The 13,271-nt window shown below is 66.2% G+C and carries 17 protein-coding genes and 4 pseudogenes; 9 read left to right on the top strand and 12 right to left on the bottom strand.

From position 1 onward, the window contains the following. The 4 genes and pseudogenes from GSQ79_RS29785 to GSQ79_RS21690 all read right to left on the bottom strand — a co-directional run. A pseudogene (locus tag GSQ79_RS29785) lies at window positions 1–202 on the bottom strand (DNA polymerase IV); the annotation flags it as partial. Between the two features lie 85 nt (window positions 203–287). Continuing rightward, entirely contained in the window at window positions 288–542 is a 255-nt protein-coding gene (locus GSQ79_RS21700; protein WP_158810867.1) for a hypothetical protein, read from the bottom strand. Beyond that, complete coding sequence (locus GSQ79_RS21695; protein ID WP_158810866.1) at window positions 530–727, bottom strand: hypothetical protein; 198 nt, start codon at window positions 725–727, stop codon at window positions 530–532. Before GSQ79_RS21695 ends, GSQ79_RS21700 begins: the two co-directional genes overlap by 13 nt. 197 nt (window positions 728–924) lie before the next feature. Then, window positions 925–1,485, bottom strand: a complete 561-nt coding sequence (locus GSQ79_RS21690) for a hypothetical protein (RefSeq protein ID WP_158810865.1) — start codon at window positions 1,483–1,485, stop codon at window positions 925–927. Window positions 1,486–1,676: 191 nt separating this feature from the next. On the opposite strand from GSQ79_RS21690, the gene ligD reads away from it, so the two are divergent. The 7 genes from ligD (at window position 1,677) to GSQ79_RS21655 (ending at window position 6,247) form a co-directional block, all read left to right on the top strand. Further along, complete coding sequence (ligD, locus tag GSQ79_RS21685) at window positions 1,677–2,609, top strand: non-homologous end-joining DNA ligase (RefSeq protein WP_246725489.1); 933 nt, start codon at window positions 1,677–1,679, stop codon at window positions 2,607–2,609. 125 nt (window positions 2,610–2,734) lie between these two features. Further along, entirely contained in the window at window positions 2,735–3,124 is a 390-nt protein-coding gene (locus GSQ79_RS21680) for a hypothetical protein (protein ID WP_158810864.1), read from the top strand. Between the two features lie 11 nt (window positions 3,125–3,135). Beyond that, window positions 3,136–4,056, top strand: a complete 921-nt coding sequence (locus GSQ79_RS21675; protein ID WP_158810863.1) for a hypothetical protein — start codon at window positions 3,136–3,138, stop codon at window positions 4,054–4,056. Next, on the top strand, window positions 4,056–4,880 hold the full coding sequence (locus GSQ79_RS21670; protein ID WP_158810862.1) for a heavy metal-binding domain-containing protein: 825 nt from the start codon (window positions 4,056–4,058) through the stop codon (window positions 4,878–4,880). The genes GSQ79_RS21675 and GSQ79_RS21670 overlap by 1 nt, the downstream gene beginning before the upstream one ends. Window positions 4,881–4,889: 9 nt before the next feature. Beyond that, the gene (locus GSQ79_RS21665) at window positions 4,890–5,606 is read left to right on the top strand and encodes a PspA/IM30 family protein (RefSeq protein ID WP_158810861.1); all 717 of its coding nucleotides are present in this window, start codon (window positions 4,890–4,892) and stop codon (window positions 5,604–5,606) included. A 97-nt stretch (window positions 5,607–5,703) separates the two neighbouring features. Next, window positions 5,704–5,919, top strand: coding sequence for a DUF3606 domain-containing protein (locus GSQ79_RS21660; protein WP_158810860.1), 216 nt, complete (start codon window positions 5,704–5,706; stop codon window positions 5,917–5,919). Between the two features lie 16 nt (window positions 5,920–5,935). Continuing rightward, window positions 5,936–6,247 carry an antibiotic biosynthesis monooxygenase gene (locus GSQ79_RS21655; protein ID WP_158810859.1) on the top strand — a complete coding sequence of 104 codons (312 nt, stop codon included), beginning with the start codon at window positions 5,936–5,938 and terminating at the stop codon, window positions 6,245–6,247. Here the strand turns inward: GSQ79_RS21655 and GSQ79_RS21650 are convergent. Beyond that, on the bottom strand, window positions 6,240–6,410 hold the full coding sequence (locus tag GSQ79_RS21650) for a hypothetical protein (RefSeq protein ID WP_158810858.1): 171 nt from the start codon (window positions 6,408–6,410) through the stop codon (window positions 6,240–6,242). The genes GSQ79_RS21655 and GSQ79_RS21650 overlap by 8 nt on opposite strands. Before the next feature lie 328 nt (window positions 6,411–6,738). On the opposite strand from GSQ79_RS21650, the gene GSQ79_RS21645 reads away from it, so the two are divergent. Both GSQ79_RS21645 and GSQ79_RS21640 read left to right on the top strand, forming a co-directional pair. Next, window positions 6,739–7,524, top strand: coding sequence for a hypothetical protein (locus tag GSQ79_RS21645; RefSeq protein ID WP_158810857.1), 786 nt, complete (start codon window positions 6,739–6,741; stop codon window positions 7,522–7,524). Continuing rightward, window positions 7,521–7,736, top strand: a complete 216-nt coding sequence (locus GSQ79_RS21640) for a hypothetical protein (protein WP_158810856.1) — start codon at window positions 7,521–7,523, stop codon at window positions 7,734–7,736. Before GSQ79_RS21645 ends, GSQ79_RS21640 begins: the two co-directional genes overlap by 4 nt. 154 nt (window positions 7,737–7,890) lie before the next feature. Here GSQ79_RS21640 and dinB read toward each other — a convergent pair. The 7 genes and pseudogenes from dinB to GSQ79_RS29775 all read right to left on the bottom strand — a co-directional run. Then, window positions 7,891–8,825: pseudogene (gene dinB, locus GSQ79_RS21635) on the bottom strand (DNA polymerase IV). Between the two features lie 80 nt (window positions 8,826–8,905). Then, on the bottom strand, window positions 8,906–9,568 hold the full coding sequence (locus tag GSQ79_RS21630) for an SOS response-associated peptidase (protein ID WP_174243256.1): 663 nt from the start codon (window positions 9,566–9,568) through the stop codon (window positions 8,906–8,908). Window positions 9,569–9,674: 106 nt separating this feature from the next. Beyond that, window positions 9,675–9,917: a hypothetical protein gene (locus tag GSQ79_RS21625; RefSeq protein WP_158810854.1), complete on the bottom strand. Its 243-nt coding sequence runs from the start codon at window positions 9,915–9,917 to the stop codon at window positions 9,675–9,677. Window positions 9,918–10,348: 431 nt separating this feature from the next. Continuing rightward, entirely contained in the window at window positions 10,349–10,690 is a 342-nt protein-coding gene (locus GSQ79_RS21620; protein WP_210253174.1) for a hypothetical protein, read from the bottom strand. Window positions 10,691–11,162: 472 nt separating this feature from the next. Next, window positions 11,163–12,055 (bottom strand): annotated as a pseudogene (locus GSQ79_RS21615) (OB-fold nucleic acid binding domain-containing protein); the annotation flags it as partial. A 507-nt stretch (window positions 12,056–12,562) separates the two neighbouring features. Continuing rightward, entirely contained in the window at window positions 12,563–12,796 is a 234-nt protein-coding gene (locus GSQ79_RS29780) for a hypothetical protein (RefSeq protein WP_246725492.1), read from the bottom strand. A gap of 2 nt (window positions 12,797–12,798) precedes the next feature. Beyond that, window positions 12,799–12,936 (bottom strand): annotated as a pseudogene (locus tag GSQ79_RS29775) (Rieske 2Fe-2S domain-containing protein); the annotation flags it as partial. Between the last annotated feature and the right edge of the window lie 335 nt (window positions 12,937–13,271).

The following is a 13,271-nucleotide window of genomic DNA, read 5'->3' as shown; positions in this document are numbered from 1 at the left end:
GGGCCTCGTAGCTCGCGGCGGCGACGACGCCGCGCTCACGGGAACCGCCGACGGCGACGGGCAAACCGCGAAGCTCGGGATTGTCGCGCTGTTCAACGGAGGCGAAGAACGCGTCCATGTCGACGTGGATGATCTTGCGTTGCCGTGGTTCCGGGGCTGCAGGACCGACATCTCCGGCGCCCAGCCCAAGGATCGGCGCCATTCTGGCATTGGTCGCCATGACGTCCGCATCGACGGTCTCGCGAGCGATGACTGGCTCAGGGTCGATCGTATAGAGCGTCGGCATCTCAAGGCGCGGCCAGCAGCGTGTCGGCGTCGGGGACCGTGCCGCAGGTGAGGATAACCTCGGCATCCGAAAAGTCGCCGGTCGACGGGTCTCCGGTCCGCGAGAACGCAACGGCGCCGGCAGCCGTGTTCGCCAGCGCCTGGGCCGCCCGGATCGCCGCGGTCGCGGTCTGACGCTCCTGTGCCTTGCCGGCGACGAGCTCGCCGTTCTCGCTCCAGACGAACGGCAGCGCGAGGTAGTATGTCACCACGGCCATGGCAGCTCTCCCTTCTCGCGAGCCATCCAGTTGTCGTGGCGGGCCGCCTCGCTCGCGGCGCCGATATGGAAGTACCCCTTGGCTCCCGACAGATGATCCGCGAAGGCGTCGATCGCCTCCATCACGCCCGATGCGAGGCGGTAGGTCGGTCCGAAGGGGGTGGTCTCGATGTGAACCTTCGTCATTGCCTCCCGGCAGGCGCGGAGCGAGCGGACGACATGCGCCGGGTCTCGTGGCCTCTCAAAGCGGCTCTTCCGTCTCGATGCCATGCGCCACCTTATTGTTCCCCATATGTTCTAACAGCGTGACGTGTCCGAGTCGATTCGGCCAGCCCTGTAGTCAACGGGGACAACTCGGAAAACGCCACGCCGCGGACGGGGTCCTAGCTTCCGGTATCAACTGGTTCCAGTTCCGGCTTCACGAGTGCTTCGATATCCGCTCCCTTGAGCGGACCACGCCTGAGAACCTCCCGTGCAACAAGTTCGACAGCCTGCCAGACCAGAGGATCCTCCAGCGCTTCGACCGCCAGATCGAGCTGCGAGCGCAATCGCTCCTCCGCGACCTCCGGCGTCCCGTCCAACATGGCGCGTTGAAGCAGATCGCGCATATGTCTGAAGTCGCTCTCCTGCTTCTGAAGGGCGCTCCATGGATCCTCGCCTCGCAGCCTCGCGTCCGATGCGGCACCCGCGGCTAGAACGGTCCCGCTGCAGTCGATCTGCCCGGCCAATCGCCGCTGTTCAGACTCCAGATTCCGCGGCGAGACGTCGGTTAGGTCCGCGACGAACAAGCGGCATCCCACGTTTCCGACGCCGCCCGTAGCGTCAACCCGTTCAAGATCGATCCCGATCTCGAGAATGCCTAGCCCGAGCTCCAGAGCGAGCACGGCATGGGATGCCTCGTGGTGGGCTATTATCTCACGGTCGCTGATCGGATTGTCGAGCAAGTCGGTCTCCAAATGTTCAAAGCTTAGCCAGCATGCATCAGATAGGCTTCCAGCCACAGATAGACACTCGAACTCCGCCTTAACGATCCGTCGGCATCGTCGGCCTATGCCCAAGCCACCCCGCCGACCGACCGCACAGACCAAGAAAACTGCCGCCGTCGTTGCTGACGAGCGGGTCGCCGGCGGCGCGCTTGTCGCCAAGCCGATTGATCCGCGGCAGGCCGGGCTTCGACGCGCCGCTGCCCAAATGGATCAAGCCCTGCCTGCCGACGCTCGTCGACAAGCCGCCCGTCGGTGACGACTGGATTCACGAGATCAAATGGGACGGCTACCGCGTCTCCGCCTACCTCGCCGACGGCAAGGCGAAGATCCGCACGCGCAACGGCCACGACTGGACCAGCCGCTTTCCGAACATTGCCGCCGCGCTGCTGAAGCTAAACGTCCGCTCGGCGATCATCGACGGCGAGGCGGTCGTGCTCGACGACATGGGCCGCTCGAACTTTTCGGAGCTGCAGGCCGACCTCTCGCGCCATGGATCGGAGGCCGCGGTGATGTACGCGTTCGACCTGTTCCTGGACGGTGAGGACCTGCGGGCGAAGCCGCTCGGCGATCGCCGCGAGGCCCTGGGCTTCCTCATGCGGCCGTCGAGCGCCGTGATGATGAGCGACGAGTATACCGGTTCGGGGGCCGACCTTTACCGCGTCGCATGCGAGCACGAGCTCGAGGGCATCGTGTCGAAACGGATCGACGCGCCCTACCGGTCTGGCCGTTCGAAGACCTGGCTGAAGACCAAGAGCATCCTGACCGAGGCGTTCGTTGTCGTCGGGTATCAACCGACGTCAGGGGCCGTCCGCGGCGCGCTGGCGAACCTGAAGCTGGCGCGGCTCGATGGCGGCAAGCTGGTCTCCGTCGGTAACGTCGGGACGGGCTTCAGCGACCGTGTCGCGACGATGCTGAGGGCGAAGCTCGACGCGATCGTGACGCCGAAGTGCGCGGTGCCGGGACTGAAGACGAAGGGGGCCGTATGGGTTCGGCCGGATCTACAGGCCGAGATCGCCTATCGCGGGACAACGGCCGCCGGCGAGCTGCGACATGCGAGCTTCAAGGGGTTGGTCGAGGACTGACGACACGCGTCATCCGTCGACTCCGAAGCGCTTTTCCCTTCCGCACGACGGATGGATGCTACGCAGAAATTTCTGCCGAAAGCCCCGAGTTCGGCTATGACATGCCATCCAGGCATGGAGCTTCCATGGGTGCCGACATCGATCCGTTCGATCTCTCCGCAGCCTATCTTCGCAGGGCACAAGGCGACCTCCAGGCCTTCATGGAGGGGCTCGCCGCAAGGCTCGAGCCCGCGCTTCCGGACGCGGTCGCCGTGACACGCAAGCGCAAGGGCCTCTTCTCGTCCGAGATGCGCACGACGGCGATCGCCGTGACCACGTCCGTCGGCCTGCTGACGCTCTCGATCGATGGCGGACGTCTCGCAGCAACCCGGACGAGTGTGGTCCGTGGCGTCGCGATCGGATCGAAGGCGATGACCGTTCCGGACTGGCTGGACGAGTTGTCGCGCAGCATCGGCACGACGGGCTTGGCGACCGAAGAGGCCCGCGCCAGCCTCTACGCCTTTCTCGTGAGCTGAGGAGACCCGGCATGGCAGACGGACCGGACCCGGCATCCTGGACGCGGGCGTTCGCGGCGAACACGCTGCCTGCCCCCGTCCTATCGCGCCTCAGGCAGGCCGGCGAAGGTCGGCTGCCATGGACCTCTACCATGATGCCGGCCGAGCTCCTGGCCGCACGGACGCACGGGATCACACCCATCGCGACCGTGTCGGGGACCTGCTGGTACATGTTCGGACGGTCCTGGACCGAAGGCCACGCCGAGGGCTGGCGCGTCGCCATCGGGCGCATGGTCCTGGAGGCCCGGTCCGCCGGGGCCAACGCGATCGTCGACGTCAAGCTGCGTACCGTCTATCCGAGCCAGCCTCGCAGCGGGCTCGCGGCGTCGGGCATGGCGGCCAGCATGGACTTCACGGTGGTCGGGACCGCGGTGCGCGTCGAAGGCCTGTCACTAAGCCCCGATCCCATCGTCGCCACCGTCTCGACGCTCGAGTTCGTACGCCTGCTCGAGGCCGGCATCGTGCCGGTCGGCGTCGCGACCGGAGCAAAATACGAATGGCTGACGCCGTCGAGGATGGCGATCCTGACCGGCAACTACGGGACGACGATGAACACGGCCTACACCGAACTCGGGGCGTTCTGGGAGAACATCCGCACCAATGCCATCGCGGCGCTGCGGGCCGAAGCCTCCACGATGGGCAACGGCGTCCTAGCGCACACCCACTTCGGCGAGATCCTCAAGCAGGAGCCGGCGAACGACCGCTCGCCGCCCATGTACCTCGGCCGCTGGATCATCGTCGGCACCGTCGTCGACACGCCGCGCAACGCGAAGATACCGCACGATATCGTCGCCGTCGTCGACATGCGTGACGACGCCTCCCCGCTCCGGCGGTCCGGCGACCGGCGACATACGGCCTACACACTCGAGACCGAACAGGACGGGGCGATCTGATGGGCGAAACCGAGAAAAGCATACCGCAGCACGCCATCGATCGGCTGAAGGGCCTGCGCGGCCAGGGCCACCCAGGCGGAATCTTCACGTCGGACTTCTCGGTCAACGAGTTCCTGCTCGTGCGCAAGGCCGGCTTCGAGCCGGTCGGGCTCTGCGTGGGGTCGTGCATCTACCACCTGGGCATCCAGTACGCGAACTGGAGCGCCAACCAGGAGATGACGACCCTGTCGGGCGCCATGTACGAGGCGCGCGAACGCGCGATGGCGCGGATGAAGGAGGAGGCGCGCGACATGGGCGCCGACGGCATCGTCGGGGTCCGCCTAACCGTCAAGCGGCTCGAGTGGGACGAGAACATCATGGAATTCATGGCGATCGGCACGGGCATCGTCCACGCCGGCGGCCACCAGGGCTTCAAGGGGGTCGACGGCGCACCCTTCACCTCGGACCTATCCGGGCAGGACTTCTGGACGCTCCTGCAGGCCGGCTACCGGCCGCTCGAACTCGTCATGGGCAGCTGCGTCTACCACGTCGCCCACCAGGGGTTCTTCCAGTCGCTCGGACAGATCGGGCGCAACGTCGAGATGACCAACTTCTCGCAGGCGCTCTACGATGCCCGCGAGATCGCCATGGAGCGCATGCAAAACGAGGCCATGACGGCGGGCGCCGAGGGCGTCGTCGGAATGGAGCTGCACGAGGGCTCGCACAACTGGAAGCCGCACATCATCGAGTTCTTCGCCGTCGGCACGGCCGTGAAGCCGATCACCGAAGAGCGCGACGCATCCGCCATCCCGGACCCGACGCTGGTCCTTTCCGTCAACACGTGAGGACGACGCATGAGCATATTCGGACGCGTGGCCGACCTGTTCCAGGCCAAGACGCACAAGCTCCTCGACAGTCTGGAGGATCCCAACGACACGCTCGAGCTCTCGTACGAGAAGATGATCGTCGGCCTGCAGGACACCAAACGCCACCTCGCCGACGTCGTCGCGCAGCAGCAGTCGCTGAAGCGCCAGATCGCCACCGTCGAGGCGGAGATCGATCAGACGAGCGTCGACGCCCGCGATGCGGTCGTGCAGGGCCGCGACGACCTCGCGCGCGCCTCGCTGGTCCATAAGCAGGATGCGATGGCGAAGCGCGAGGTTCTTGTCAACGCTCTCGGGACGATCACGCCGCAAGCCGACAAGCTCATGAGCTACGAGCGCAAGCTCGCCGCCCGCATCGAGCAGTTCAGGACCGAGAAGGAGGTCATGAAGACGACCTTCGCGGCGGCCCAGGCGCAGGTGAAGGTCACGGAATCCCTCACCGGCCTCGACAACCGGCTCGGCGGTACGAGCGACGCTTTGCGTCGCGCCCAGGAGAAGGTGCACGGCATGCGCGACCGCGCGGACGCGCTGGAAGGCATGGTCGAACGCGGGCAGCTGACGGACCAGTCCGATCCTCGGACCGCGACCCAGCGCGAGCTCGCGGTCATGCGAGCCACGAACGCCGTCGACGACGAACTGGCGCAGCTGAAGGCGGCCGCACCGAAGGCGCTCGAACCGCCGCATTGAAGCGTAGTCGGACGGCAACGTCCTAAATGCCGCCCGAAGCAACCGATCCAGCGCAAACGCCGTTGCGTCGAGACATCCAGATGCAGAGGCCGAAACGATGTCCGACGACAAGACGAAGACCGGCGCCGAGGATCGCCGCACCGTGGCCGGCGACGAGACCTACGAAGTTGCCTACTTCGCGAAGAAGCATGGCCTGACGCACGAGGAAGCCGAGAGGCTGATCACAAAGTTCGGCAACGCGCGGGCGACGTTGGATGCCGAGGCGGAGCGGCTGAAGCTCGACCGCGGGAGCTCGTCGCCGGTCTCCCTCTGATCACACCGGCCGGAGCTTGGCTCGGATCGCGGAAGACGCGACATTCACGCAGATCGTACGCTTCGACGTCGAGCCGAAGACGCAAGATGATCTGATCGCGGCGATCGTGGCGGAGGTCGAGCGTTGGGTCCGACATCGACCGGGCTTCATCTCATCGACGTTCCACGCCAGTCTCGATGGGCGTCACGTCCTGAACTACGCACAGTGGGCCGACGAGGCGTCCTTTAAGGGATTCACGCAGGATCCTGAAGGCGAGCGTGTCAATCGGCGGCGAATTGTTGCGCGCCGAAACACAGTGATCGCATCGCCGCCGCCGGCGCTCATCTGACGCGATCCACGGGTCGCTTCTGGACCAGATCGAGGGCGGGCTCGACGCCTATCGCCGCCAGCCAGACGCGTTCGAGCAAATCGATGAATGCCTGGTCGGTGACGGGATCCCCGGATTCGAGGCTGTTCCACAGCCGGCCCGCCCCCTCGTAGGCACCGCTCATGCGCGGGAAGCCCAAGCGGCGTCCGAGACGCTGACGAGCTTGAATCCCGCGATGCGCCTCACCACGGCAGGAGGCCGGTAATAGACGGCATCCGGAGCCAGCCACTGGAGCAGGGTCTGGAAGAGCGTCAGGCGGTCGGACCCGCGGGAAGCGATGGTGGATTGGTGCCGATTCATCCGCGAAGTTATCGCCAAATCTCGCAGGGAGGCGCAACCCGCCCCGACCGCCCGTCGTAGGCGGAAGTCTTCTGGCGGACGATAACGCGAGCGTTTGCGCTCGACGTTCCGCGCGACGGTGCCTAAGCTCAATCGGCAATCCCGGAGCCCGCATGATCAGACATCTCCCCATCCTTGTCCTGGCGTCGTTCATCGGCGGGTCGATCATCGCTGCCCCGCCTGCTTCCGCCCAGGCGTTGAAGACGGCGAAGCTGTGCAACGACGAATACGCGGCGCAGAAGCGCGCCCTCAAGGCGGCTAAGGAGACGAAGAAGGAGTTCGTGACGACGTGCCGGACGCTTCCGGTCGGGACCGCGACGCCGATCGGCGGCGTGGCCGCCGCGCCGGCACCTTCCGCACCGGTGGCGAGGCAAGCGCCGCCGGCCTCGACGGCCGGAACGGTGAAGACCGCTGGCGCCTGCGACGCCGAGTACAAGGCGAACAAGGGCGCCCTGAAGGACGCCAAAGAGAAGAAGAAGGACTTCATCGCGGCCTGCCGCGCGCTGCCACCCGGCGCCGCCACGCCGATCGGAACGGCCACCGTCACACCGCCACCGATCCCCGCGCCGTCCGCTCCGAGCGCACCGGCACCGACGACGCAGCGCCCTGCCCCGCAGACTCCCGCTCCCGCTCCGACAACGTCGCCAGCGGCCCCGTCGGCACCAGCTCCGCGCGCCCAGCCCGCACCGTCGCCGACGGGCGCCAACCAGTTTCCGGCCGAAGCCAGCGCCAAGGCCCGGTGCCCCGGCGCCACGGTCGTGTGGGTCAACACGCAGTCCAGAATCTACCACTTCGCCGGGACCAAGAACTACGGGAACACGAAGGCCGGGGCCTACATGTGCGAGACGGACGCCGCGGCGGCGGGCGACCGTGCCTCGAAGACCGAGAAGCATCCGTGACGCGTTCCGCGACCGTCTTCCGGGCGCTCGTCCTCCTGTTACCGCTGGCAACGCCAGCCTTCGCGCTCGACACGCGGCAGACGGCGCAGGCGATCATCGAAAGGTGCTCGGAGATCTACAAGTCGTCGGGACATCCGTGCCCCTGCCCGTTCGACCACGCCAAGAACGGTTCGGCGTGCGGGAAGCGGAGCGCCTACGATCGACCGGGCTGAGCCGCCCCGGTCTGCCACGCGACGGATGTCACTCCCGACATGCTGAAGGGCTGGGTCGACAAGTCGCCGAGCCTGGAGGGGCGTTGCACGTACGCTGGATGATGAAGGACGACGCCCACCGCGCACGGTGGGCATCGGGCCGATATGATCGGCCCTAGCCCTCGAACAGCGTCTGGTGTCGGACCGATCGACCCGATTGTAGGTTCGAAAGGCTGACGCCCAGCAGACGCACGCCGCGCGGCACCGGCATCTCCCGCGCCAGAAGGCCGAGGCTAGCCTCCTCCAACGCTTCGCGTCCGGCAATCGCGGCCTCGTCCGAGCGGCTGCAAAGCTTCGCGCATGGGCTCGTAGTCGACGAGGTCGGCCGAGAATGTGTTCTCGGCGCCGATGGACTTGCGGATGCGGTCGGCGCGCACCGGACGGTGATTGACGCCTCGCGCGATCCCGTAGAAATATGCGCCCGACTTTCCGAAATGCTGCTGCAGGAACGCCAATGACTTCGTCTTGAGGTCGGCGCCCGAGGCGGATGCCGAGCCGATGCATCTTCGCCTCGGTGGCGGGTCCCACGCCATGGAACCTGCCGATCGGCAGGGTCTCGACGAAGGACGGTCCCATCCGTGGCGTGATCACGTACTGCCCGTTGGGCTTTCGATGGTCGGATGCGAGCTTCGCCAGGAACTTGTTGTAGGAGATCCCGGCTGAAGCGGTGAGGCCGGTCTCGGCGAGGATCTTCGCGCGGATCATGGAGGCGACTTCCGTCGCCAAGGGAATGCCCTGGATGTTCTCCGTCACGTCGAGGTAGGCCTCGTCGAGCGAGAGCGGCTCGATGATCGAGGTATGCTCGGCGAAGATCCCGCGGATCTGCATCGACACCGCCTTGTATGCGTCGAAGCGTGGCTTGACGAAGATCAGATCCGGACACTTCCGCCGCGCGGTCACCGACGGCATCGCGGAGCGGACGCCGAAGACGCGGGCCTCGTAGCTCGCGGCCGCGACGACGCCGCGGTCGCGGGAGCCGCCGACGGCGACCGGAAGGCCGCGCAGCTCGGGGTTGTCGCGTTGCTCGACGGACGCGAAGAACGCATCCATGTCGACGTGGACGATCTTGCGCGACCGCGCCGCAGCGTCGACGACGGACCCGCTGGCATCGGCGACGTCGGCATCGGATGTCACGCCGCCAGAGCCTCGTCCTGCTTGTCGCCCCGCGCGACGATGACGAGGGCGTCGTCGGCGAGCGGGCGCTGCAGCGCGAGGGCGTCCTGGATCGGCGCCGTCATCCAGAGGTCGATCTCCTCGCGCGTCGTCAGGATCGCCGGCATCGCCTTCGGATGGATCGCGCCGACGACGGCGTTGGGCTCCGTCGTCAGGAACGCGAAGACGTCGTTCGTGGTCTCGCCCTCCTTCACCTTCCTCACCGATGTCCAAGGCGTCCAGATGCCCGCGAAGAACGCGAGCGGCCGCGTCTCGTCGAAGGCGAACCACACCGGCGGTCGCCGCCCGTCGGGCAGCACCTCGTTCTCGGAGAAGCTCGTGAAGGGGACGACGCAGCGGCTCGCCGGTCCGAGCCAACGGCGCCAATGCGGCGACGAGACGTTGCGGACGTTGGTGACGCCAGGGTCGCTGTTGCGTCCCTTCAGCGCGAAGACCGGCGAAGGCATGCCCCAGCGGGCCAGCGCCAGCTCCCGACCTTCAGACCCGTTGCGAACGATCGGCGCGGGATAGTCGGGAAAGATGCCAGGCATCGACGGCAGGTTGCCGGTCAGATCGCGCATGATGCTTGCGAGCTCGCGGATCGCCTGCTGGCCCTTGGTCATAGAATAAAGATTGCCCACGCTGGGGTTCTCCGTTGGCGGGCGGGTGGCACCCTCGGCCGTCGGTCCGCAAGATCCCATATTCCCGTTCTGTTCTCAACTCCCTGAACCAGTTGGTTGCGCAACTTCAACGGTGGCCGTCAGGCGTCAGGACGGCTCGGTCGGCGCCGAGGTGGTCGGACAGGGACCGGAAGCGGCCGTCGTAGTCGGACCTCAAGCTCGAGATGCGCGCGATCACGGCCCGGTTGACCGGCACCGTGCGGTATCCGGACAGTCGGAGCTGCTCCGAAAGGCTTGCGACCACCGCCTCGTCGAGATCCGCCCCGCCGGGGCCGCCCTCCAGATCGCAGAGATCGCAGAGATGAGCCACGTGCGCGAGCCTGCGCGATGCATGAGGACGGCCGATCCTACAGCGTCGTCCTCGATGAGGCACATCGTGATAATTGCCGCGTCCAGCACCGTCTCCAGCGCCGACAACCAATCGCTCTCGGCGTCCATGGAATGGAAGAAGACGAGGACTGGGTTTGACACGTGGCTGTTGAGGACGCCGGTCGACCGGTCGCGCCACTCGCGGAAGAAGGCCGCTAGCTCAGGATGCATCGGCGCGACGTTGCGAGCTCGGTCGCGTAAGAGGGCTGCGGTGCGGGCCGCGTTTGGTGCAACTGCGGCCGGGGTTACCCGATATCAACTGGGACCCTCACAAGACGCGCGATCGCGAGAAGATCACCTTTAGAAAGACGAAAAAGGGACGCCTCGTGGGCGCCCCTTCCAAAACTCCGCGACGGGCTCCGTCGTCAAGAATTAGTAGCCGTAACCGTAACCATAGCCCTGCCCACCGTAGACGCCATTGCCGTAGCCATACGCGGGATAGCCGTACGCCGGGTAGCCGTAGCCGGCGCCATATCCATAGCCGTCACCGTATCCGTAGCCACCATAGTATCCGCCGGCGATCGCGCCCGCCGCCAGTCCGAGGCCCAGACCGGCAGCCCCGTAGCCTAAGCCACGACCATACCCGCGTCCGCCATAGCCCCGGCCATAACCACCGAAACCGCGGCCGCCACTGAAGCCGCCATGGAACCCGCCGCCATGGAATCCACCGCCGCCAAAGCCTCGCGCCTCCGCGCTCGGCGAGGATGCAAGCATTGCCATTCCCAGGGCGGCAGACGCCACCGCCACCATCTTCATCTTCATCTTCCGGTTCAGCTCAGCTCCTTGGTTGAAGATCGAACAAACTCTAGGAGCTCATCGTTCCTGCATGGTCGCCATGCCGCATGCGACCTCCTGGCGCCAACCCCCGCCCACATCGTCAGCCGCCCGCTCGCGGAATTCTTAAGGGGTCGATGGGCATACGAACCGGACAATCGCGCGCATCCCGATTCGCTTCCTTCAGACCCGTCGATAGAGGTTCCACGTGTACAAACCGCGTCCGCTCGAAGATCTGCTCCCCGAAGGGGGCTCCTTCTGGCTCTACCGCGGTGGCGAGTGGCGGATGGCAAGCATCACCCGGTATGGCGTGCGTCCTCCAAAGGTTTCGCTGGCACCCGGCGCGCAGACCGTGAGCTGGGAGGAATGCAGATCCTTGCCGGCCATCGCCATATCGACCCACGACGAAGCGTCATCCAAAATCCCGCGTCTTCACCTTCAAGGTGTCGATGTGCAGGTCGCGAATGAGATGTCGCGCGCCGCAAGAGGGGAGGTCTTCGGCTCGCGAGCGTCGGGGCCCGAACCGCCACGATGGAACTCGTCTCCGCGCCCGTGGGGCAACGGGAACGAGCCGTCGCGACTGCCGACGCCGGCGAGCTCCGCGGATAGGTCCTTGAAGTGGTAGGCGACGAGGTGGACGACATCGCCTTCACGCTGGACCCGCCCACGGACGGCGATCATGCCAGACGAGAGGACGATGCGACGGTGCTTCTCGAACACCTTGGGCCAGACGACGAGGTTGGCGATTCCGGTCTCGTCCTCGAGGGTGATGAACATCACCCCCTTCGCCGATCCCGGACGCTGGCGGACCAGGACGATGCCGGCGGCTTCCAGCCACCGGCCGTCGCGAGCCTCCATCGCCTCGGTGCAGGTCACGATGCGGCGTCGATGGAGATCGTCACGCAGGAACGACACAGGGTGCGCTCGCAGGCTGAGACCGACGTGACCGTAGTCCTCGACGACCTCGCCGCCGGCCGTCATCGGACGCAGCGCGACGGCGGGTTCGTCGAGTTCGGCCACCGGCTCCGCCTCACGGGCTGCCGCGGCCGCGAACAAAGGCAAGGGTTCGTCGCGCAACGCCTTGATCGCCCATAGGGCTTCGCGTCGGGCGAGCTTGAGGCTAGCGCTGTAGGCGTCGGCCTCGGCGAGTTGGACGAGCGAGGCGACGGGAACGCCGGCGCGACGCCACAGGTCGTCGACGGAGGCGAAAACCCGGTCGGATCGCACCGCGACAATCGTCGCCGCGTGGGCATTGGCAAGCCCCTTGACCATGCGCATGCCGAGCCGCACGGCGAAGCGGTCCTCGTCGCCCGCTCGTCGGAATTCTGCTCGCCGCCGTCTTAAGGGGCTGCGGCCAGCCTTCCGGTCTGCCGAGGAACGAGCTGGCCCAGTCGTGGTCGCGCATGGTCGTGCCCATGTGCCCACCGCCCGCCAACACGTTCGAATCGATCGACGTGTCCGGACCGGGAACCCGTTCCGATGGAGGCGTATAGTTATTCACGACCCGACCAACTCTAGCTTCGCCATCGGCGAAAGCATCTTCGACCGAGAAGGTTCAGAAGGTCGCGCCTTGTAGCGCGCCGAGGCAAGGTTCCTGCGTGCCAGTCCATCACCCCGAAAGCGCGACCCGCCCAGAACGGCATCCGATCTTATAAGGCAGCGTTTTATTACCGGGACCGTCGGCGAGCGCAACATCGCCCGGCACTCATGATCTTTCTTGCCACGCAGTTGGAGGCGGCCCGAACGGTCGCCGAGCAGCTATGAAACATCGACATATCCACCCGCGTAGTGCTCCATCGGACGAGCGGACCCTTATGTGAGCGCCTGCAGCAGCTCCGGAACCGTCCAATCCCGACGATGCGCCATGAGGCCGACAGCTTGAGCCATCTGCTGGTCGCGGCTCCACCCCGCCAGCGCCTTGACGATGCCGTGCTCGACATAGAAGGCCAGGAATTCAGGCTTCTCCAGGTCGCCGTCGACGACGATATCATCCCAGGGGGCTCGACGCACTTGCCCGTAGACAGAGAAAAGGCCGCCTTGTGCCACGGACACCTCACGACCCCGGCCTGAAGTACGCCTTCGGCCAGAGGCGCCCCGGCATGCGGGCATGTGGCGCCCACCGCACGATAGCGTCCGCCATCGCGGATCAGGAGTATCTTGCGGCCGCCAACCTCGACGGTCCGCATCGCCCCATCGGCTAGGTCGTGCTCTTTACAGATCTCGTATTCCATCAAGGGGCCCCACGATCGAGTTCCAGGCGAGGTCGTCGTCCGACCGCAGGTCAACGAGCGGCAAGGCCCGTGGTTTGATCGGGTCCCTGCTAATCGGCACCGGGACTTGGAGAACGGGCGAAATGCGGTTCGAAGTCCCCGCGGTCCGAAGCAATCGTCGCCGACCGGCAAGCCAGGCCGACGAGAGGATCAGGACCGCCTGGGGCGAGTTCGCTCGTCTTCGAGCGCGCCCGACAACATGGCCAGGAAGTCGAACGGCGCGCCGTCGCCAATGCACAGCTCCAACATCA

This window comes from Beijerinckia sp. L45 (genome assembly GCF_009765775.1).
Classification (GTDB): Bacteria; Pseudomonadota; Alphaproteobacteria; order Rhizobiales; family Beijerinckiaceae; genus RH-AL1.
The sequence above is the reverse complement of the archived record's forward strand: the minus strand, read 5'-3'. Positions and strand labels throughout refer to the sequence as shown.